Below are 20,604 nucleotides of genomic sequence, written 5' to 3'. Positions count from 1 at the left end.
AGAAGTTAGATCTCTTTTTTTATAAAAAATAATTATATTTATAGGAGGTAATGAGAATATGAACGAAACAAAAATAGATTTTTTATATTTAAATGAAGACGATATGATTAAGGCTGGAGTTAAAGAAATGGCTGGATGTGTAGATGCCATGGAAGAAATGTTCAAGTTGTTAAAAATTGGAGATTATCGTATGGGTGGGCCTAATGGAAATTCACACGGAGTTATGATGGTTTTCCCTGAAGAATCGCCATTCCCTAATATGCCTAAGGATGGTCCAGACAGAAGATTTATGGCAATGCCTGCTTATTTAGGCGGTAAGTTTGATATGGCGGGAATGAAATGGTATGGTTCAAATACAGAAAATAGAGATAAGGGGCTTCCAAGATCAATACTTATGTTAACTTTAAATGACAAAGATACTGGCGCTCCAATTGCATATATGTCAGCAAATATTTTAAGTGCTTATAGAACAGGTGCAGTTCCTGGTGTTGGGGTGAAATATTTTGCTAAAGAAGATTCAAAGGTTGTCGGAATTATTGGACCAGGGGTTATGAGTAAAACAGCATTTGCAGCAACTATGGCTGTTAGATCGGAAATTGAAACTGTAAAAATTAAAGGAAGAAGTAAAAAATCAATTGATGGATTTATAAAGTATCTTAATGAAGATTATCCACAAATTAAAGACATCATTGTTGTAGACACAATAGAAGATGCTGTTAGAGATTGTGATATTGTGCACATTGCTACATCAAGTCCAACGGGTGATATAAATGAATATCCATATATAAATGAAGAATGGATTAAACCAGGTTCAGTATTATGTTGTCCAGCAGCAGCAAGATTTGATGATGATTTTATTTTAAATAGAGCAAGAACTGTTACAGATAATATTCAATTGTACGAAGCTTGGGAAGAAGAAATGGAGTTCCCAGCATATAATTCTATTCCAATTCCAGCAGTACACTGTATGGACTTAATTGCAGAAGGCAAAATGAGCAAAGAACAAGTTGATGATTTAGGGGATGTATTAATTGGTAAAGTGCCAGTACATCGCAAAGAAGATGAAATTGTTATTTATTCAGTTGGTGGTATGCCAGTAGAAGATGTTGCATGGGGGACTATAGTTTATAGAAATGCTATTGAAAAAGGAATTGGGACTAAGCTAAATCTTTGGGATGAGCCACAATTAGCTTAAGTTTAATTATTACAGTTGAAAGGAGATCTTTATATGAGAATTGAAAAGCATCCAATTTTAGGTGAGCCTAATAAAGGACGTTTAGTGAATTTTGAATTTGATGGGAAAGCATTTGAAGGATATGAAGGAGAACCAATAGCAGCAGCGCTAAGAGCCGCGGGTGTATTAGTTCATAGACATACTAAAAAAGGATCACCAAGAGGCATATTCTGTGCTATTGGTAGATGTACAGACTGCGTAATGGTAGTTGATGGTAAGCCAAATGTAAGAACTTGTGTAACACCTCTTGTAGAAGGTATGAAGGTTCAAACGCAATATGGTGTTTCAGCCCAAAAAGAAGCATAAAATTTTTATGAAAGGATAGGTATTCGTATGAAAAGATATGATTGTATTGTTGTTGGAGCAGGGCCAGCGGGTCTGTCAGCAGCTATAGAAGCAGCAAAAAGAGGACTAAAGGTTGTTGTATTTGATGAAAATTTTAAGCCTGGTGGACAACTATTTAAGCAAATACACAAGTTCTTTGGATCAAAAGAGCATAGAGCAAAAATTAGAGGCTTTAAAATAGGTGAAGAGCTTTTACAAGAAGCAAATGATGCGGGAGTAGAAGTTGTTTTGAATGCTATAGTTATTGGTCTTTATTTAGATAAAGAAGTTACTGTAAAGATAGATGATGAAGTTATTCATTATAAAGGAGACGCAGTAATAATTGCAACAGGTGCATCTGAGAATATGGTTACTTTCGATGGATGGACACTTCCAGGAGTAATTGGTGCAGGTGCAGCCCAAACAATGATGAATCTTCATGGAGTACAACCAGGAAAGAAAATTCTTATGCTTGGCAGCGGAAATGTTGGAGTAGTTGTAGGATATCAACTTAGACAAGCAGGATGTGAAGTAGTTGCAATAGTAGATGCGGCACCTAGAATCGGTGGATATGGGGTTCACGCTGCTAAGGTGGCTAGATGCGGAGTTCCTTTTTATTTATCTCACACTATAATCAAAGCAGAAGGTGAAGAATGTGTAACAGGAGTTACTATTGGTGAAGTTGATAGCAGCTGGCAGATAATACCTGGAACAGAAAAACATTTTGATGTTGATACTATATGCCTTGCAGTAGGACTTTCTCCTATGTCCCAGCTTACTAAAATGGCTGGCTGCATCATGGAGGAAAATCCTAAAAAAGGTGGGTATGTTCCTGTTTGTGATGAATATGGTGAGACTTCAATTAAAGGAATATTTGCAGCAGGAGATGTTTCAGGAATTGAAGAAGCAAGTTCGGCTATGATAGAAGGAAGAATTGCAGGGGTAGCAGCTTCTTATAGATTAGGATTTATTGAGAAAGAAGAATTAGAAGAAAAGGCAGAGGAATTGGAAAAGGCATTATCTAGTTTAAGACAAGGTATGTTTGGTCCAGAAAATAAAGGAAAAGATATTGAAAAAACAGATGAAGGCTTTGAGGTTTCAAAAAATCTTCTTAAGAAAGGATATTTAACTGATGAAGAAGTGACAAAATATCCAGGGGTTAAGTCTATGAAGGGAATACATCCAGTTATAGAATGTTCACAAAATATTCCTTGTAATCCATGTCAAGATGCGTGCCCTAAAAGCTGTATCAAGATTGGAATAAATATTACCTCTCTTCCAGTCGTCGATGAAGAATCAACATGTATTGGCTGTGGAATGTGCGTTGCATCTTGTTCTGGACAATCAATTTTTCTTGTGAATGAAGATTTTGAAGAAGGTTATACTTCAGTTACTCTTCCTTATGAATTTTTACCGCTGCCAGAAAAAGGTGCAAAAGGCATTGGACTCGATAGAAGTGGAAAAGAAGCATGTGAAGTGGAAGTAGTAGATGTTAAATCTGTTAAAGCCTTTGATAACACAAACTTATTAACAATAAAGGTTCCAAGTGAAATGGGAATGAAAGTAAGATTCTTTAAGCAGGCATAGGAGGTAAGATTATGAGTAAAGTAAATGATAGATCAAGAGATATAGGTGAATTTATTTCGCAGCCTGACGATGATATGATAATCTGCCGCTGCGAAGAAATTACAAAGGGTGAAATACGAAAAGCAGTACATGATGGTATGTTTACCATAACTGAAATTAGAAGATATTTAAGAACAGGTATGGGTCTTTGTCAGGGACAAACCTGCGGTAAATTGGTTAAGGGGATTGTAGCAAGAGAACTTAAAATATCACCTTTAGAATTAGAACCAGCAGTATCACGTGCACCTATGAGACCTATAGAAATGGAAGTCTTCGGAAATGAACAAGTAGGAGGTAAATAGCATGAAAAACAGTGCAGATGTAATAATCATTGGAAGTGGTGTAATTGGAAATGCAGCAGCATACTACTTATCAAAAAAAGGCCATTCTGTTATTGTCCTCGATAAAGGTGACAGTATCGGAGATGGAGGTTCAACAAGAAATGGCGGAGGAGTTCGTCAATCAGGACGTGATAAGAGAGAACTTCCACTTGCCATGTATGGGATAAAAAATCTTTGGCCTAATCTTTCAGAAGAATTAGGAGTCGATGTAGAATATTATCAAGAGGGTAATTTAAGATTAGGTAAAACAGTAGAGCATATGAAGATACTGACTAATCTTGCAAAGAATGCTCAGGATTGTGGACTTGAGGTAAACATAATCTCTGGAGATGAGGTAAGGGAAATTAATCCATATCTTTCAGAGGAAGTTATAGGTGCAAGCTGGTGTCCTACTGATGGACATGCTAATCCTTTGACTACAACTTTAGGTTTTTATCGTAAAGCAAGAGAATTAGGTGCTCGTTTTATTACAGGAGAAGAAGCTGTTGAAATTAGAAAAATAAAAGGAAAAGCTAGGCAGGTAGTAACTAAGAATAATGTATATGAAGGAAATCATATAATTCTTGCAGCAGGCTATGAAAGCCGAAGGATAGCTGCTACAGTTGGGATAGATATTCCAATGAATAAAGTTTTGTTAGAAGTTCTTGTTACAGAAGCTCAAAAGCCAATGTTTTACCAAATGCTTGGTACTGCTGAAGCGGATTTTTATGGACATCAAAGTAAACATGGTTCCTTTGTATTTGGAGGTGCATCAGGTTATGAAGCTCTTAATAAGGATAATGGAACACCAACTACAGCAAGTATTACAGCTTCATGTATATGTAGAGGAATAATGAAGTACTTTCCAGACTTGAAAGATGCCAAGATAGTTCGTACATGGGCAGGCTGGATAGATGAGTGTAAAGATCACGTGCCAGTAATAAGTCATGTAGAGGAAGTACCAGGACTTATCCTTGCCTGTGCCTTTACTGGTCATGGCTTTGGAATATCTCCAACAGTAGGTATGCTCTTATCAGAAATGGTAGAAGGAAATGGAACTGCTCTTGATATAAGTGCTTTCCGTTATGATAGGTTTAAAGCTAAAATTTAGATATCAAATAATAAAAGATTAATTATTTAGTAATTATAAGATATAGTTTGATTTTTCAGTATGAGATTTTTTGTAAATAGTGTCAAAGAAGGAGAATTAATATGGATTTAACGAGAACAAATTATTCATCAGGCGCTCCATTAGAAGAAAAAACAGGATATTCTAGAATGGTAAAAGTAGGGCCATTTGTTTATATCGGAGGTACTACTTCTGTACAGCCTGATGGCACAGTTTATGGTGAAGACAGTGCTTATGAGCAGACAAAATATATTTTAGAAAAGTTAGTAAAATTGTTAGAGAAATCGGGTTCTAAAAAAGAAGAAGTAATTAGAATAAAAGGTTATACAACTGATATGAAGTATGGAGCTGAAATTGCAAGGGCTTATTCAGAGATTTTTCATGATATCAAACCGCTTTTTACAATGGTTGGTACTCCTATGCTTAATAGGCCTTCTCAGTTAATTGAAATAGAAATGGATGCAGTAATTATAACTAATGAACAATAAGAAAGCTTAGAAATACGAAGGAAAATACCAAGTCTAAATGGCCAAGGAGATCTACTTGGCTATTTTTTTACAATGATTTATTTGATGAATATATATGTTGTAATTAACAAATCATAAAGTTTAATTGATAGATACAATTTAAACATTTACAAAATTTTTCAAAATGTAAAATTATTATTGCAATATATAGAATTAAAAATAAATTTATTCCTATATAACCATGAAAAATGTATTCTCAATATAAAATAAATAATGTATAGTTGATATAAATATCTGTTTTTAAAATTTAATAATTATATGTTGAATGATTAATAATTATTAATGTGATTTTTTGAGGGATTTTAAAAAATATTTAACGATAGATGAAAGTTGATCAGAATTTACATATATGACTTTCTATTAATTATACTTTTAAAAGATGATTTTACAAATTAAAGTAAATTTAGTTTGTTTAAGAAAAAAGGGGAGTGAAGGAGATATGGTGGGGGAAACAAAAGGAAATATTATTAGGCCTAAGCAGCCATATTTTGTAATGACTACATCTCATTATTATAAGGCAGTTATAATGAATTATGGAATTTCTCATTTCTACTGCTTCCAAAAAGAAGATATTATAGAAAGACCTTTTATCGCAGTACCAGATGGGTGTATTGATATCCTATTCTGTTGTGATGATAAGGTTCCATATGCACATATATGTGGAACAGTTCTTCGTCCAACCTTGACTCATAATAGTGAAAATAAATACTTCTTTGGAGTAAGATTTTTACCAGGAAGCCCATTTAAATTCAAAAATATCACCATGTCAGACTTGGTTGAACAGGAAATCCCATTTTTAGAAGTGATAAAAGATAACGAATTGTTTGAAAAAGTTACTTCAAGTAGAGATTTCAATTATCAGATACAGGTGTTTTTAGAAAGATATATAAAGCTTTATGCTAATTTTAATGAAATAAATAAATACAAAGATTTAAAGAAATATATGCTGAACAACATTATGAAGACAGCAGGAAAAGTTAAAATTAATGAACTTGCAGAGGCAACTGGATATTCAGTTAGATATATAAATAAGACATTTTCGGAGGAGTTTGGATTATCTCCGAAAGTATTTTGTAAACTTATGCGGTTTCAATATTTATTAAGTACTTTAAATGAGTTAGATAAAGATATATTTGAATCTAATTTAGCGCAGATTTCTATGGATCTAGGATATTATGATCAGTCTCATATGATTAAGGATTTTCACGAATTTACAGATACAACACCTAAGATGTATATAAAGTCATTAAAAGAATCCGAATATAAAAAACGAATAATTATCATATAATGAATAAAAAGTAAAAGGAATATTCAGAGCAACAGGTGCTTTGAGTATTCCTTTTTTATAAGTAAGCTGCTTTGCTTTTTGAATGTTCTTAACTTAACTCTAACTGTGGGACAGGATTTCTAAAGAATTTTGTGACACCTGCTAAATATAAGCAGCCAGCTAACAGCCAAATTGCTCCGATTAAATGTGCATTTGCATCCAGATTAATAAAAATCCACATAGTTACTGCTAAGCCAATAGCAGGACATATTCCATAATTTATTATTTTCTTTTGTAAGCTGATTGGTTCATCATTTTTTAGTAAAAATCTACTGATTACTGCAATATTTAATAAGATAAAGCCTAGTAAAGCACCAAAGCTTACGATTGAAGTAATGAAGTCAAGGGAACAAAACAGTGAAATAGGTGTTATAATAATTCCTACTAATACAGTAGCAACTACGGGACTTTGTGTTTTTTTACTGACATATGCAAGTTGCTTTGGCAGTACTCCATCTCGTCCCATTGCAAAAAGTACTCTTGCAACTGCAACTTGTGAAGCTTGAGTTGTTGCTATTCCAAAGGAAACTATCAATGTAATTGTTGTTAATATATTAAGCCATGTTCCACCTACAAAGGTAACAACATCTGTGAAAGCAGTATCAGGATTTAAGTCTTGATAATTTGGATAAGCCATTCCTGCAAAAAAAGTAGTTGCAATAAATATTAGTCCAATAATCAAAATCGAAAGTATAATTGCTTTTCCTACAGATTTTTCTGGATTAATGGTTTCTTCTGCCAAGGTACTAATAGCATCATATCCTAAATAGCTAAGAATAACGATACCTGTTGCTTTTAGGATGCTAGACAAGTCAAACTGCTCAGGATTATAGAATGAAATCATGCTAAAATGAATTGTTCCATTAAGTAAAAGTCTTATAGTACAGCCTATAAAGGCTATAATCACAACAATTTGTAATGTAAATAGTATCCAACTGCATTTAGACATCAAATCTACACCTAAAACATTAATTACTGTACTAAAGACGATAAATATTAGTATCCAAGTCCAAGCTGGAACAGAAGGGATAAGTGCATTGCCATAAATACTCCCAATAATAACAACAGTTGCTGGCATTAAGAAATAATCTAATAATATGGCCCAGCCAGTTAGAAAACCTAATGCAGGTGATACACCTTTTTGAACATATACATATACAGAACCTGCTGTTGGAAACTTCTGTGCCATTACCCTGTAACTCATTCCAGTAAAGAACATAGCCACCATTCCTATCAAATAACATAATGCAACCATTCCACCAGATGGTCCTAAATATACACCATACATGCCTGCAGGAGCTAGAGGTATCATAAATACCAAACCAAAAATTACCAGATCGCTTGTTTTTAAAGTTCGTTTTAATTTTCCATGTTCCATAATAAACGCCTCCATTATATTCCAAATTATAAAAGGCAAGGGTATTCTGCTTAGCAGAGCACCCTTGCCCTAAATCCAATAAAAATTACTTTTAGATATATGTTTGTGAGAAGCTTCTTTCTGCTATAATAGCAAAATATAATTTTTAAAGATTGTAAATTTCGGAACAAAAGATTTAAAAACCTGCTCTAAAAGTAATGACTTTTATTAGCAGGTTTTTAAATTTAGAAAAATTTTATATGCGTATAAATATTTTTAAAAAAATTTAAAAAAATTTTTGAAAAAAAATACATTTTTAAGCCTTAATGGATTATAATAGGAATTATTAAATAATAATAATAATAATTTAAAAATTGAATTTTTAATATAGACTATTGATTTCATAGCAAATAGTTTATGTTAGAATATAAAAATTTGGAGGTGTATAGAGAAATGACAAAGATTAAAACAATACAAGAAGCAGTAGAAAGTATTAAAGATGGAATGAAAATTATGACGGCAGGTTTTTTAGGAATAGGTGCTCCATTAAAAGTTATAAATGCATTAGCAGAAAAAAATGTTAAGGATCTTACGCTTATCCAAGCTGTATCAGCTCATCCAGGAGAGACTCACGATATTGGGAAGCTAGTAGCCAATAAGCAAATAAAAAAATTTATAGGCTCACATATTGGAACTTGTCCAGAAATACAAGAGCAATATACTGCAGGTACATTAGAAGTGGAATTTATACCTATGGGGACTATAGTAGAATGTATAAGAGCTGGGGGAGCTGGACTTGGTGCAGTTATAACTCCAACTGGACTTGGAACTGAAATTGAAAATGGAAGAGATAAACTTACTGTAAATGGAAAGGAATACTTGGTATTTCCAGCAATAAAGGCAGATGTTGCATTAATCAAGGGATATAAAGCTGATAAACTTGGTAATATAATATATAGAGGAACAACTAAAGGAACAAATACAAATATGGCACTTGCAGCTGATTTGGTTATAGCTGAAGTAGATGAAATTGTTGAAGTTGGTGAAATTCCACCTGATAGCGTTGGAACACCAGGAATATTAGTAGATATGATAGTCCAAGGCGATTCTTTTGAAGAGAGAAAAAATTATTTTGAAGAATTATGGACAAGAACTAACCAAATAAAATAGGGGGGAGAAATTATGAATAGTAAAGAAATAATTGCAAGAAGAATCGCAAAAGAGTTTAAAGAGGGAATGGTTGCCAATTTAGGATTTGGAATACCTAATATGGCTGCAAACTATTTACCAGAAGGAATGGAAATAATACTTCAATGTGAAAATGGTGCATTGAAATTTGGAGCAACTCCAGGTATCGTTGAAGCTGATCCGGACTTAGCTAATTCTGGCGGAGCCCCAATTACTTTATTGCCAGGAGCATCAACATTTGAAATGGATCTATCTTTTGCAATAATAAGGGGTGGACATGTTGATATAACTGCATTAGGTGCTTTAGAGGTTGATCAAGAAGGAAATATCGCCAATTGGAATATACCGAAAGTTTTTGCACCAGGCATGGGTGGTGCAATGGATCTTTTAGTAGGAGCAAAATATGTAATAGCTGCCTTAAGTCATACTGATAAAAAAGGTAATCCAAAAGTGTTAAAGAAATGTACATTACCTCTATCGGCTAAACAATGTGTTAATCTTATAATTACAGATAAAGCGGTTATGAAAGTCACAGATAAAGGATTAATATTAATGGAAGTGGCACCAGGAGTAACGGTTGAAGAAGTAGTAAGCATCACTGATGCTGACTTAATAATAGCTGATGATATTAATGAAATGGAAATATAATATTATATGTATTGTAAATTTTTAATTGCAATATATATGTAAAATGAAAGGTTTTTAAATCTTTATAAATAAGTGTTAATAGTTAAAAAATGCTACTTTATATTTATAGAAAGTAGTATTTTTGTTTTGAATAAATAAGTTGTGTCTTAGGAGGACACTTTTTTGAAATCTCAGAGGTTAAAAAATGCAAGGTTGACAAATTTCACGGACCACTATAAAATAATACTGAAATGTAAATGATAATTATTTTCATTATCATTTAGTGCTTGAAGATTCAAATATAAATTAAACTCAATACAATCAACATAACAATTAGGAGGGTGATCATGAAATTAAAAGGAATAACGACAATCATTCTTGCTTGTACTTTATTAATAACAGGATGCTCAAGTCAGGCAGGACAAAATCAAGATAAATCTAATGTGGGGCAAAGTGTTTCTGTAACTTATCCATTAACAATTAAACATGCTTTTGGAGAAACTGTAATTGAAAAGCAGCCAGAAAAGGTTGTTACAATTTCTTGGGGAAATCAAGATGTTCCTTTAGCATTAGGAGTTGTACCAGTTGGCGTATCTAAGGCTAACTATGGAAAAGCAGACGAAAATGGTTTATTACCATGGACAGCAGAAAAGTACAAGGAATTAGGTGTAGAAAAGCCTGTTACTTTTGATGATATAGACGGTTTGGATTATGAAGCTATTAGCAATGCTAACCCAGATGTTATATTAGCTGCATATTCAGGAATTACACAAGAGGAATACGATATGTTAAGTAAAATTGCTCCTGTTGTAGCATATCCTAAACTTCCATGGCAAACATATTGGCGTGATCAAATAACAACTAATGCAACTGCAATTGGCAAAAAGGATGAAGGAGATAAATTAGTTTCAAATTTAGAAGATCTAATAGCGGAAAAAACTAGTGAGTACCCTAATCTTAAAGGTAAAAAAGCTGCATTTTGTTACTTTAACCCTGCTGATTTAGGTAAGTTCTACATATATCTCCCAACAGATCCTCGTGCAGCATATCTGACAGATTTAGGATTAGAATTTCCTGATAGTGTTCAAAAATTAGCGCAGACTTCAGATAGCTTTGCTCTTGAAATTAGTTCAGAAAATATTGATAAGTTATCAGATATAGATGTTATTGTGACTTATGGAAATGATACATTATTAAAGCAATTACAATCAGATCCATTACTTGGAACAGTTCCAGCAATAAAAAGAGGTTCGGTTGCACTTATAGAAGATGGATCAACACTTGCAGCATCTTGTACCCCTAGTGCACTATCAATTCCGAAAACAATTGATGAATATCTAAAGATAATTGGAGAGGCAGCAGATAAAGTACAATGAGAATTACAAAAACAATAGGAATATACTTAGTAAGTATTATTTTTCTAGGTATATGTATAATAGTATCACTAGCATGGGGGTCAAAAAATATAGAGTTTGGTCAAGCAATTAATGCTTTATTAAATAGTGACGATATGTCTTTTGCTTCATTAGTAGTTCGTGAACGTATTCCAAGAACTATTTTTAGTATTATGGCAGGAGCTTCTCTCGGAATATCAGGAGCTCTTATGCAGTCAATCACTAGAAATCCAATAGCAGATCCAAGTATCTTAGGCGTTAATACAGGTGCATCTTTATTTGTTGTAATTGGGATAGCATTTTTCAATATAAATTCAGCTAATCAATATATTTGGGCTGCACTGGCTGGAGCAGGGGTAACCTCAATATTTGTTTACGGTATAGCATCTATTGGAAGTGGCGGTATGACACCAATAAAGCTTGCTTTAGCAGGCTCAGCTACCAGTGCAGTTCTAACCTCTTTAGTAAGTGCAATTATACTTCCTAGAAGTGAAGTAATGGATAAGTTTAGATTTTGGCAGGTTGGAAGTGTGAGTGGTGCGACTTGGGAGAGCATTAATTTAATTCTGCCATTTTTAATAGTTGGATTGATAATAAGTATAGCAGCAACGCCAGCACTTGATGTTTTAGCTTTAGGTGATGAGGTTGCAACTGGTTTAGGTGTAAATATAGGGATTATTAGAATTATATGTGCAATTGCAGGGGTTATATTATGTGGTGCAATTACTGCAATTGCAGGACCTATTGGATTTGTAGGATTAATGATACCGCACAGCATACGTCTTATTTTTGGTTCAAATCTAAGGGGATTAGTTCCTATGTCAGCTATCGGAGGAGCAATGCTTTTAACAATTTCAGATGTTTTTGGAAGAGTAATTGGAAGTCCTGGTGAACTTCAGGTGGGAATTATTACTGCATTTTTAGGAGCACCAATTCTCATTATCATTGCAAGGAAAGCGAAGGTGAGATCTATATGATACAAACTACTCATCCTATGATAAGAGAAGGGCATACTAAAAGGAAAAAACGCATGATTAGTGTTAATATAAGTCTACTTGTTTTAACTGTAAGTCTTTGCTTAATTGCGCTTCTATATGGTAAAACTAATTACTCATTAAATACAGTTGTGAGAGTGCTTGGAGGAGAACAAATACAAGGAGCGACCTTTAATATAGCAACCCTGCGCTTGCCAAGAATGCTTTGTGGACTTTTAGCTGGTTTAGCTTTTGGAATAGCGGGAAATACCTTTCAAACTATGCTAAGGAATCCATTAGCTAGTCCTGATATTATCGGTATAAGTTCAGGTTCTAGTATTGCAGCAGTATTTTGTATATTAGTTCTTCATATGAGTGGAAGCAGTGTTTCTATAGCAGCAGTAATTTCTGGTGTTGTAGTATCAACACTTGTATATGTCTTATCTAAAGGGGCAGGATTTTCAGGCAGTAGATTAATACTTATAGGAATTGGGATACAGGCAATGATAAATGCGCTTATATCATTTTTATTAGTTAAAGCTTCGCAATATGATGTGTCGAATGCACTTAGGTGGTTAAGCGGCAGTTTAAATGGAATGAGTATGGACGCTGTACCAATTTTATTTATAATTGTAGTTATATTTGGAGTCATAATTTTATGTTTAACAAAGCAGCTTCAAATATTAGAATTAGGAGATGAGTTTGCTACTACACTTGGTGTTAAGATAAATTTAGTACGAATTATACTGATTTTAAGTTCAGTATGTTTAATTGCTTTTTCAACTGCTGTTACAGGCCCTATAGCTTTCGTTGCATTTTTATCTGGTCCAATTTCAGCAAGACTTGTTGGGCTGGGAGCACCAAATGTTTTAGCATCAGGTTTAGTTGGTGCATTATTAGTACTTGGAGCAGACATGATTGGTCAATTCATATTTAGTACAAGATTTCCTGTAGGTGTAGTTACGGGAATTTTAGGGGCGCCATATATGCTATTGCTACTAATATTTATAAATAGGAGGGGACAGGCATAATGAGTAAGAAACAACAACTATTTGAGGCAAAAAATATAGTAACTGGATATGACAAAAAGATTATAATTGATGGAATTGATATAGCTATTCCAAGCAATAAGATCAGTGTTATTATTGGAGCAAATGCATGTGGTAAATCAACTTTACTAAAAACACTTGCAAGGCTTATTAGGCCTGTTTCAGGAGAAGTTATAATTGATGGTAAAAAAATAACTTCAATGCCTTCTAAGGAATTAGCAAAGGTTTTAGGTCTGCTTCCTCAATCACCAATAGTTCCTGAGGGGATAACGGTTTGGGATTTAGTTTCAAGAGGCAGGTTTCCATATCAATCATTTTTAAGAAGTATGGATACAACTGATTTTGAAGCTATAGAGGAAGCTCTTGAAATAATGGGAATAACAGAGCTTGCTAATCGTAGTGTAGATGAGTTATCTGGAGGACAGCGTCAAAGAGTTTGGATTGCCATGGCACTTGCCCAGCAGACAGATATACTGCTTTTAGATGAGCCAACCACGTATCTTGATATTGCTTATCAAGTAGAGATTCTTGATTTATTAACAGATTTAAATCGCAAAAGAGGGACAACCATTGTGATGGTACTTCATGACATAAATTTATCCGCCAGATATGCAGATTATATATTTGCTCTTTGCAAGGGAAAACTTATTAAGCAGGGTACGCCCAAAGATGTTATAACTCCAGAATTAATTGATACAGTTTTTGGATTAGATTGTGTAGTAATACAAGATCCAGTGTCGTATTCACCTTTTATAGTACCAAGAGGAAGACATCATGTTTAACAGATAGTACTTATTGTAGTTACATTTTAGCTAATTTATATATTAGTGTTTAGAATATGATCTGTTAAGTGAGACGCCGGCAAATTATTAGAAATACTTGATTAAGAAACTAGTGAGGATTGAACTTTGTATTGAATAAAGTTTAGTCCTTTTAGTTTGCGTTTTAATCTTCTTACCATATGATTATATATTGATTTTTGGTAAAATTTGATATAATTAAAATGATAATATATCCATTATATTTTTTCTTAGGTATTAATAAACAAATTAGAATGAGGTGATTAAATGCCATATATATTTTTAGCCTGTGCGATAATGTTTGAAATATGTGCTACAACTTTAATGAAACTTTCAAATGGATTAACCAATATAAAATATTCAATAATTATGTTAATTTGTTATGTTTTTAGTCTGGCATCATTATCGCTATCTCTTAAGAATATAGAAATAAGTGTTGCGTATGCAATTTGGTCAGGAATTGGAATAGCAGTAATATCAGTAATAGGAATAATAATGTTTAAGGAAAATATTTCCTTGATTAAAGTTATATCTATTTTATTAATTATATTAGGAACTATAGGACTTAATTTATCAACTACACATTAAAAATCTATCAAAGTTATAATAAAAATTCATACAAAATTTGATTTGAATAGGTAATTACCGATGCGGTTATTGTTACAAATACATCGGTCGAATATATTATCTATTTGAAGAATACAAAACTCAAACTACACAAGACAAATAAAACATACGAGGCTTTGGCCTCGTTTTTTTGATTCTTTAATCAAATAATTGAATTGAATTAATTTAGCATTAGGGTATATCTCACATGAGCTTAATAAAGGCAGATGCATAAAAAAATATCTAAGAAATTGGAATCATAGAGAATTAATATGCGTGATTCATATGAAATGTAATGCTTGAAGAACAAATTTAGAATATAAAATGTGGTAGGTGAGTTTTAAAATATACTAAACCCATTGACATTGTATATAAAATACTATATCATATTAAAAAGATAGGAAATGTGTAAAATATCTTAAAAAATCTACTGTTAAAGAAGTAGATATATTTAGAGTGCCTAAAAGTATATAAACAAACATTTTGGTAAGGAGATTCTATGGAGATAAACAATACTTTTAATTTAGTTAGTATATTTGCAAAAGCTTCACTTGTGACAATAGAGGTGGCAGTTTTATCTATTATAATAGCTTTTATTATAGGGTTTATATGCAGTATAGCTATATATTATAAAATACCTGTATTAAAAACTATTATTTATATTTATGTGGAATTTTTTAGAAATACTCCTTCATTAATACAGGCTTATTTCATTTTTTATGGATTACCTAAAGTATTTATGAAGATAGATAGTTTTACTTCATCTGTAATAGTGCTTTCTCTCTTAGGGGGTGCATATATGTGTGAAGCTATTTATTCTGGTACAAAAGCAATTTCAAAAAATCAAAAAGAGCTTGCAATGGCAATAGGGTTATCAAAATTTGATACGTTGAGATATCTTATTTTACCTCAATCAATTTCAATTTCTATTGCTGCATTAAACAACAATGCTATTTTTTTAACCAAAGAAGTATCCACGATGAAAATAATTTTACTTCCTGAAATAGTTTATCAAGCTTTTGCAATAATAAGTTTACGTGCAGATTTGACTGTTCCTATTATTATAATGATGATTATTTCTTATTTGGTTATTTTGATACCAATGTCTTATGGATTTTCAATGTTAGAAAGGAAGATACGTTTTGCAGAATTTGGGAATTGATAATATAATACAAGCTTTTCCAAGGTTATTAGATGGTTTTGTTGTTACTATAAAATTATCCGCTATTTCTTTGGTATTATCTATTATTTTGGGATTTATAGTTGGCGTACTTATGACTTCAAAAAATAAATTAGTTAACATTGTATTAAGAGTCTTATTAGAAGCATTTAGATTAATTCACCCTTTAATTTGGTTATTTGTGTTCTTTTTTGGTGTGTCTTATGTTTTTAATATACAAACAGATAATATGGTTGTATCAATTATTGTTTTCACATTGTGGGGAACTTTCGAAATTGGTGATTTAGTAAGGAGCTATATAGAAAGTCTACCAAAAAGTCAGTTTGAATCAAGTGCAGCCATAGGGCTTACAAAAATTCAAATGTATAGATATGTAATTTTGCCACAAGTAGTAATAAGAAGCATACCAGCTATAGTTAATTTGGCAACGCGTCTTATAAAAACCACTAATATAGTATTTTTAATAGGTGTTTCAGAAGTGTTAAAGGTTTCGCAAAACATTATTCAGGTAGTATATTACAACAATCCTAATAGTTATATTTCGTTTACGATGTATTTCATCCTATTAATTGTTTACTTTATTATTTGTTATCCTTTATCATTGTTTTCAAAATATTTAGAGAAGAAAGTTTCGGTGATATAAGACACAATCAAAAACGAATTTTGCATACAAGAGGTGAAACACATGTTACTAAGTGTAAAAAATATTAAAAAATCCTATAAAGAAAATACTGTACTTAATGATATTAGTTTTGATGTGGAAAAAGGTGAGGTAATTTCTATATTGGGTCGTTCTGGCTGCGGAAAATCAACGCTTTTAAGATGTATTAACGGATTAGAAGAAATTCAAGGCGGAGAAATATATTTAAATAAAGAGTTAATTACAAAACCTGGAGCTAAATATAAACATTGGTGTGAGATAAGAAAAAAGATAAGTATGGTATTTCAAAGTTATGACTTATTTCCGCATATGAATGTTTTAAATAATATTATTTTAGGACCTATGAAGGTAGAAAAGAAAAGTAAAGATGAGGCTGTAAAAGAAGCTTTAAAGCATTTGGAGAGAGTAGGGTTAGCAGAAAAGAAATTAGCTTATCCAAGAGAATTATCTGGTGGACAAAAACAAAGGGTAGCTATCTGCAGGGCTCTTTCGATGAATCCAGAAATAATATTATTTGATGAGGTTACTGCTGCATTAGATCCAGAAATGGTAAGAGAAGTTTTGGATGTAATTAAAGGGTTAAAAGATCAAGGACTTACTATGCTCGTTGTTACACATGAAATGGCATTTGCAGAAAAAGTATCTGACAAGATTATATTTATGGAAGGCGGAAAAATTGCAGAAGTGAATACACCAGATAAATTTTTCAGCTCTCCAGATACAGTTGAAGCAAAAAGATTTTTAAATTTATCAGAGAATTAGTTGTCTAATAATTAGGTATCGAAATAAGATATTTAATGTTTTATATAAAATTTATATTTATTATTTATGGTTTAGGAGTGAATAAAATGAAGAAAACTAAAAAGATTTTAACAATTTTAGCTGGTCTTGCATTAGTAGTAGGGATGGTAGGCTGTGGAAATACAAGTCAATCAGGAGCAAGTGCACAACCTGGTTCAATAGCTGCAATTAAAAAAGCAGATACAATAAAAATAGGTATTTTTTCAGATGATGCACCATTTTGCTATCAAGATGCTGATGGAAGTTATAAAGGTTATGATGTAGAATTTGGTAAAAGAGTTGCTAAGGAATTACTTGGTGATGAAAATAAAATCACTTGGGTAGTTGTAAATCCAGCAGACAGAGTTGCTTATGTACAAACAGGAAAAGTAGACTTAATGCTTGCAGATTTCACAGTTACAGATGATAGAGCTAAAAGTGTAGATTTCACATTACCTTATGAAAAAGTTTCTATAGGTGTGGTTTCTAGCGAAAAGAATCCTATAACATCTGCAGATCAGTTAAAGGGTAAAACATTAGCTGTTAATACAGGTACTACACAAGATTCGTACTTCTCAACTAATGTTCCAGATGCAAACATAGTAAAAGTAGATGCTGTTTCAGATGGTTTCCAAGCCTTGACTTCAGGTAGAGCAGATGCTTTTTCACAAGATAATACAACAGTACTTGTATGGGCGAAAAAGAATCCTGGTTATGTAGTTGGTATTAAAGAATTAGGTAATAAAGATTATATAGCTGGTGCTGTTAAGCAAGGAAATAATGAATTATTAGATTATGTAAATGGCTTAATTAAAGGTAAATTAAAAGATGAACAATTCTTCCATAAAGATTATGAGGACACATTAAAGGCAAGTTTCCCAGACAATATTACTGCTGATCAAATTGTAGTTGAAGGTGGAGAAAAAGAATAAAAAATAGAGAATAGAAAATGGGGCTGTCGCATTCTTTAGTGCGACAGCCCCATTTTTATTGTACAGGAAAATATAGAATTTTCAGATAAGAAAACTCATTAAATCAGAAATTAGAAAGGTTTCACTTGACAATGAACAATGTACAAGTGTCAATAAAGGTTAAAAAATTCTATAAGGAATTTTACTCGAAATTGTATATTGTCAATTGCAAATTATCAATTGAAGCGTGGTGCAACCACTTTCCTCTGAGAAAATTTATCAAGTTCATGATACTAGGAGCACTATGTTTTTTTGGTTCTTATTGCCTTATCCAATTTCAGTATTTGCAAAGAAAGTTTATATTTTAACGCAATATATAGTATAATATTTGTTAGAATATATATAAAAGTAGTGTAACGGGAATTTAATAATTTCTAATATAATAATAGATGAGGAATATAAAGATATGACAAGTGAACTAGAGAAATACTACAATAAATTTTGCGAGGACAAAAGATTAACAAGAAAATATGGGCAAGTTGAATATATTACTTCAATGAAGTATATTCATGATTATCTAGATGATAGTAAAAATGCAAAAATCTTAGATGTTGGTGCTGGCACGGGGAGATACTCTGTACAACTAGCAAATGAAGGCTATGATGTTACTGCAATTGAACTTGTAAAGCACAATTTAGGTGTATTAAAGTCAAAAGGTAGTACAGTAAAAGCATATCAGGGAACAGCATTGGATTTATCAAGATTTTCAGATGATACTTTTGATATGACATTGGTATTTGGACCAATGTATCATTTATATACCTTTGAAGATAAAGTGAAAGCACTGCAGGAAGCAAAAAGAGTAACTAAGCCTTATGGTGTTATATTAGTAGCTTATTGTATGAATGAATATAGCGTAATAACATATGGTTTTAAGGAAAATAATATTCGTTCATCTATTGATAATGGAAAACTTACTGAGGATTTTCACGTTGTATCAAAGCCGGAAGATTTATATGATTATGTAAGAATTGAAGATATTAATAAATTGAACGAGGAAGTAAAACTTCAAAGAATAAAATTAGTTGCAGCAGATGGACCAGCTAATTATATGAGAACTGTTATAAGTGCTATGGATGACGATACCTTTAAGCTTTTTATGGATTATCATTTTTCTACATGTGAAAGACCAGATTTACTTGGAGCAAGCGGACATACCTTAGATATTTTAAGAAAATAATAATGAATTTAGTATGTATTTCATATTAATCATAAGCCTATGAAAGTCTAGAAATTAGATTTTTGTGGGCTTTTTTAATCTTGTTACAACAAATATATAAAAGGCATATTATAAGAATAAAAAGGAGAAATACATGAAACATAAAAAGCTGCCTGCAGAAAGATTTTTTGGTGATTTGAAACAAGTTTTCACTTTTTATGGAGCAATGCCTACTGGAGTTACTATTTCAGAAAATGGACGTATATTTGTAAACTTTCCTAAATGGGGAGATGATGTCAAGTTCACTGTAGCAGAAATAATTAAAAATAAGTTAGTTCCATATCCTGATTTAAGTACAAATGAGGTAGATTATGATAATTTAGATAAATGTTTTATAAGCGTGCAAAGTGTTGTTTCAGATGGTAGAGGAGCTCTTTGGGTATTGGATACAGCAGCACCAAAATTTTCGAGACCTATAAAAGGTGGAGCAAAACTTGTTTGTGTAGATTTAGCTACTAATAAAATTAAAAGAAGCTATACTTTTTCTGATGATGTAGTTTTACCTACTACTTATTTAAACGATGTGCGTATAGATTATCGTGTTGGAGATGAAGGATATGCATATATCACAGATTCAGCAGATAAGGGACCAGGTGGAATTATTGTAGTTGATTTATGCAGTGGAAAAGCATTTAGACGCTTAAATGGAGATAAATCAACTTCCTATGACAAAAATTTTCTTCCTAAAGTTGAAGGTAAGGTATTACTTAATAGAAGTAATAGTGGAGCAACCTCTAGAATTACAACGTCATCAGATGGAATTGCAATATCTCCTGATGGAGAAGTGCTTTATTACTGCGCGTTAGCAAGTCGAAACTTATATTCTATAGAAACGGAGCTTTTAAGAAACAGAAAGATTACAAACTCAGAATTATCTTCTTGTGTTAAATACTTAGGAGAAAAGGGTGCATCTGATGGTATGATCACCGATTCAAAAGGAACAATATATGCTGGAGATTATGAAAATAACAGCATTAGAATAATTTGGACAGACGGAACCATGAGAACTATTGCTCATGATCCACGAATACTATGGCCAGATACACTCTCAATAGGTACAGATAAATATTTGTATTTTACAGCCAACCAATTGCATAGACAAGCAAAATATCATTATGGAAAAGATTTAAGAGAAAAACCTTATGTGTTATTTAAAATGAAAATTAATGAATTACCTGCTCCTACAAAATAGTATTTTTTTATTCTTTAGGAATTTATAATAAAGTTAAAGCTGTGGATAACTTATTGAAAAGGCCAATTAAGTAGGTTTTGTGTGTCAAAAAGAATAAAAAATAAATCTTATTCGCCTGC

General features: G+C 32.2%; 21 protein-coding genes. 20 read left to right on the top strand and 1 reads right to left on the bottom strand.

Features of this window, described 5'->3' with window-relative positions:
• The first annotated feature begins 58 nt into the window (after nucleotides 1–58).
• The 7 genes from CDLVIII_RS25190 (at nucleotide 59) to CDLVIII_RS25160 (ending at nucleotide 6,448) form a co-directional block, all read left to right on the top strand.
• Nucleotides 59–1,195 (top strand): tyramine oxidase subunit B, encoded by a 1,137-nt coding sequence (locus CDLVIII_RS25190; protein ID WP_009172315.1) that lies wholly within the window; start codon nucleotides 59–61, stop codon nucleotides 1,193–1,195.
• Nucleotides 1,196–1,228: 33 nt separating this feature from the next.
• On the top strand, nucleotides 1,229–1,540 hold the full coding sequence (locus CDLVIII_RS25185) for a (2Fe-2S)-binding protein (protein ID WP_009172314.1): 312 nt from the start codon (nucleotides 1,229–1,231) through the stop codon (nucleotides 1,538–1,540).
• Nucleotides 1,541–1,567: 27 nt separating this feature from the next.
• On the top strand, nucleotides 1,568–3,145 hold the full coding sequence (locus CDLVIII_RS25180) for an FAD-dependent oxidoreductase (protein ID WP_009172313.1): 1,578 nt from the start codon (nucleotides 1,568–1,570) through the stop codon (nucleotides 3,143–3,145).
• A gap of 11 nt (nucleotides 3,146–3,156) precedes the next feature.
• Nucleotides 3,157–3,486 (top strand): (2Fe-2S)-binding protein, encoded by a 330-nt coding sequence (locus CDLVIII_RS25175; protein WP_009172312.1) that lies wholly within the window; start codon nucleotides 3,157–3,159, stop codon nucleotides 3,484–3,486.
• Nucleotide 3,487: 1 nt separating this feature from the next.
• Nucleotides 3,488–4,615, top strand: a complete 1,128-nt coding sequence (locus CDLVIII_RS25170; protein ID WP_009172311.1) for an FAD-binding oxidoreductase — start codon at nucleotides 3,488–3,490, stop codon at nucleotides 4,613–4,615.
• Nucleotides 4,616–4,716: 101 nt separating this feature from the next.
• Entirely contained in the window at nucleotides 4,717–5,121 is a 405-nt protein-coding gene (locus CDLVIII_RS25165) for a Rid family hydrolase (protein WP_009172310.1), read from the top strand.
• Nucleotides 5,122–5,599: 478 nt separating this feature from the next.
• On the top strand, nucleotides 5,600–6,448 hold the full coding sequence (locus CDLVIII_RS25160; RefSeq protein WP_009172309.1) for a helix-turn-helix domain-containing protein: 849 nt from the start codon (nucleotides 5,600–5,602) through the stop codon (nucleotides 6,446–6,448).
• 88 nt (nucleotides 6,449–6,536) lie between these two features.
• Here CDLVIII_RS25160 and CDLVIII_RS25155 read toward each other — a convergent pair whose 3' ends face one another.
• Nucleotides 6,537–7,865 carry an APC family permease gene (locus CDLVIII_RS25155; protein WP_009172308.1) on the bottom strand — a complete coding sequence of 443 codons (1,329 nt, stop codon included), beginning with the start codon at nucleotides 7,863–7,865 and terminating at the stop codon, nucleotides 6,537–6,539.
• A 432-nt stretch (nucleotides 7,866–8,297) separates the two neighbouring features.
• Between CDLVIII_RS25155 and CDLVIII_RS25150 the strand changes: the two genes are divergently transcribed.
• The 13 genes from CDLVIII_RS25150 (at nucleotide 8,298) to CDLVIII_RS25090 (ending at nucleotide 20,485) form a co-directional block, all read left to right on the top strand.
• Nucleotides 8,298–9,014 (top strand): CoA transferase subunit A, encoded by a 717-nt coding sequence (locus CDLVIII_RS25150; RefSeq protein WP_009172307.1) that lies wholly within the window; start codon nucleotides 8,298–8,300, stop codon nucleotides 9,012–9,014.
• Between the two features lie 12 nt (nucleotides 9,015–9,026).
• Nucleotides 9,027–9,680, top strand: coding sequence for a 3-oxoacid CoA-transferase subunit B (locus CDLVIII_RS25145; protein ID WP_009172306.1), 654 nt, complete (start codon nucleotides 9,027–9,029; stop codon nucleotides 9,678–9,680).
• Nucleotides 9,681–10,006: 326 nt separating this feature from the next.
• On the top strand, nucleotides 10,007–11,035 hold the full coding sequence (locus CDLVIII_RS25140; RefSeq protein ID WP_009172305.1) for an iron-siderophore ABC transporter substrate-binding protein: 1,029 nt from the start codon (nucleotides 10,007–10,009) through the stop codon (nucleotides 11,033–11,035).
• Nucleotides 11,032–12,030: an iron chelate uptake ABC transporter family permease subunit gene (locus tag CDLVIII_RS25135; RefSeq protein ID WP_009172304.1), complete on the top strand. Its 999-nt coding sequence runs from the start codon at nucleotides 11,032–11,034 to the stop codon at nucleotides 12,028–12,030. Before CDLVIII_RS25140 ends, CDLVIII_RS25135 begins: the two co-directional genes overlap by 4 nt.
• The gene (locus CDLVIII_RS25130) at nucleotides 12,027–13,058 is read left to right on the top strand and encodes an iron chelate uptake ABC transporter family permease subunit (protein ID WP_009172303.1); all 1,032 of its coding nucleotides are present in this window, start codon (nucleotides 12,027–12,029) and stop codon (nucleotides 13,056–13,058) included. The genes CDLVIII_RS25135 and CDLVIII_RS25130 overlap by 4 nt, the downstream gene beginning before the upstream one ends.
• A complete protein-coding gene (locus CDLVIII_RS25125; RefSeq protein ID WP_009172302.1) occupies nucleotides 13,058–13,858 on the top strand; it encodes an ABC transporter ATP-binding protein in 801 nt (266 codons plus the stop codon). The genes CDLVIII_RS25130 and CDLVIII_RS25125 overlap by 1 nt, the downstream gene beginning before the upstream one ends.
• A 285-nt stretch (nucleotides 13,859–14,143) precedes the next feature.
• Complete coding sequence (locus tag CDLVIII_RS25120) at nucleotides 14,144–14,464, top strand: multidrug efflux SMR transporter (RefSeq protein ID WP_009172301.1); 321 nt, start codon at nucleotides 14,144–14,146, stop codon at nucleotides 14,462–14,464.
• Nucleotides 14,465–14,981: 517 nt separating this feature from the next.
• Complete coding sequence (locus CDLVIII_RS25115; protein WP_009172300.1) at nucleotides 14,982–15,644, top strand: ABC transporter permease subunit; 663 nt, start codon at nucleotides 14,982–14,984, stop codon at nucleotides 15,642–15,644.
• The gene (locus CDLVIII_RS25110) at nucleotides 15,625–16,305 is read left to right on the top strand and encodes an amino acid ABC transporter permease (RefSeq protein WP_009172299.1); all 681 of its coding nucleotides are present in this window, start codon (nucleotides 15,625–15,627) and stop codon (nucleotides 16,303–16,305) included. Before CDLVIII_RS25115 ends, CDLVIII_RS25110 begins: the two co-directional genes overlap by 20 nt.
• A gap of 42 nt (nucleotides 16,306–16,347) precedes the next feature.
• Nucleotides 16,348–17,085, top strand: coding sequence for an amino acid ABC transporter ATP-binding protein (locus CDLVIII_RS25105; protein ID WP_009172298.1), 738 nt, complete (start codon nucleotides 16,348–16,350; stop codon nucleotides 17,083–17,085).
• A gap of 86 nt (nucleotides 17,086–17,171) precedes the next feature.
• A complete protein-coding gene (locus CDLVIII_RS25100) occupies nucleotides 17,172–18,035 on the top strand; it encodes a transporter substrate-binding domain-containing protein (protein ID WP_009172297.1) in 864 nt (287 codons plus the stop codon).
• A 445-nt stretch (nucleotides 18,036–18,480) separates the two neighbouring features.
• Nucleotides 18,481–19,254 carry a class I SAM-dependent methyltransferase gene (locus CDLVIII_RS25095; protein WP_009172296.1) on the top strand — a complete coding sequence of 258 codons (774 nt, stop codon included), beginning with the start codon at nucleotides 18,481–18,483 and terminating at the stop codon, nucleotides 19,252–19,254.
• A 133-nt stretch (nucleotides 19,255–19,387) separates the two neighbouring features.
• Nucleotides 19,388–20,485, top strand: coding sequence for an L-dopachrome tautomerase-related protein (locus tag CDLVIII_RS25090; RefSeq protein ID WP_009172295.1), 1,098 nt, complete (start codon nucleotides 19,388–19,390; stop codon nucleotides 20,483–20,485).
• The last annotated feature ends 119 nt before the right edge of the window (nucleotides 20,486–20,604 follow it).

Source organism: Clostridium sp. DL-VIII, from assembly GCF_000230835.1.
Classification (GTDB): domain Bacteria; phylum Bacillota; class Clostridia; order Clostridiales; family Clostridiaceae; genus Clostridium.
The sequence above is the reverse complement of the archived record's forward strand: the minus strand, read 5'-3'. Positions and strand labels throughout refer to the sequence as shown.

Excerpts from the sequence above, each read along its gene's own strand:
- CDLVIII_RS25105 (WP_009172298.1), top strand. The coding sequence starts at position 16,348 with ATGTTACTAAGTGTAAAAAATATTAAAAAATCCTATAAAGAAAATACT.
- CDLVIII_RS25175 (WP_009172312.1), top strand. The coding sequence starts at position 3,157 with ATGAGTAAAGTAAATGATAGATCAAGAGATATAGGTGAATTTATTTCG.
- CDLVIII_RS25170 (WP_009172311.1), top strand. The coding sequence starts at position 3,488 with ATGAAAAACAGTGCAGATGTAATAATCATTGGAAGTGGTGTAATTGGA.
- CDLVIII_RS25120 (WP_009172301.1), top strand. The coding sequence starts at position 14,144 with ATGCCATATATATTTTTAGCCTGTGCGATAATGTTTGAAATATGTGCT.
- CDLVIII_RS25135 (WP_009172304.1), top strand. The coding sequence starts at position 11,032 with ATGAGAATTACAAAAACAATAGGAATATACTTAGTAAGTATTATTTTT.
- CDLVIII_RS25125 (WP_009172302.1), top strand. The coding sequence starts at position 13,058 with ATGAGTAAGAAACAACAACTATTTGAGGCAAAAAATATAGTAACTGGA.
- CDLVIII_RS25090 (WP_009172295.1), top strand. The coding sequence starts at position 19,388 with ATGAAACATAAAAAGCTGCCTGCAGAAAGATTTTTTGGTGATTTGAAA.
- CDLVIII_RS25150 (WP_009172307.1), top strand. The coding sequence starts at position 8,298 with ATGACAAAGATTAAAACAATACAAGAAGCAGTAGAAAGTATTAAAGAT.
- CDLVIII_RS25155 (WP_009172308.1), bottom strand. The coding sequence starts at position 7,865 with ATGGAACATGGAAAATTAAAACGAACTTTAAAAACAAGCGATCTGGTA.
- CDLVIII_RS25095 (WP_009172296.1), top strand. The coding sequence starts at position 18,481 with ATGACAAGTGAACTAGAGAAATACTACAATAAATTTTGCGAGGACAAA.
- CDLVIII_RS25100 (WP_009172297.1), top strand. The coding sequence starts at position 17,172 with ATGAAGAAAACTAAAAAGATTTTAACAATTTTAGCTGGTCTTGCATTA.
- CDLVIII_RS25145 (WP_009172306.1), top strand. The coding sequence starts at position 9,027 with ATGAATAGTAAAGAAATAATTGCAAGAAGAATCGCAAAAGAGTTTAAA.
- CDLVIII_RS25180 (WP_009172313.1), top strand. The coding sequence starts at position 1,568 with ATGAAAAGATATGATTGTATTGTTGTTGGAGCAGGGCCAGCGGGTCTG.
- CDLVIII_RS25165 (WP_009172310.1), top strand. The coding sequence starts at position 4,717 with ATGGATTTAACGAGAACAAATTATTCATCAGGCGCTCCATTAGAAGAA.
- CDLVIII_RS25185 (WP_009172314.1), top strand. The coding sequence starts at position 1,229 with ATGAGAATTGAAAAGCATCCAATTTTAGGTGAGCCTAATAAAGGACGT.
- CDLVIII_RS25190 (WP_009172315.1), top strand. The coding sequence starts at position 59 with ATGAACGAAACAAAAATAGATTTTTTATATTTAAATGAAGACGATATG.
- CDLVIII_RS25130 (WP_009172303.1), top strand. The coding sequence starts at position 12,027 with ATGATACAAACTACTCATCCTATGATAAGAGAAGGGCATACTAAAAGG.
- CDLVIII_RS25140 (WP_009172305.1), top strand. The coding sequence starts at position 10,007 with ATGAAATTAAAAGGAATAACGACAATCATTCTTGCTTGTACTTTATTA.
- CDLVIII_RS25160 (WP_009172309.1), top strand. The coding sequence starts at position 5,600 with ATGGTGGGGGAAACAAAAGGAAATATTATTAGGCCTAAGCAGCCATAT.
- CDLVIII_RS25115 (WP_009172300.1), top strand. The coding sequence starts at position 14,982 with ATGGAGATAAACAATACTTTTAATTTAGTTAGTATATTTGCAAAAGCT.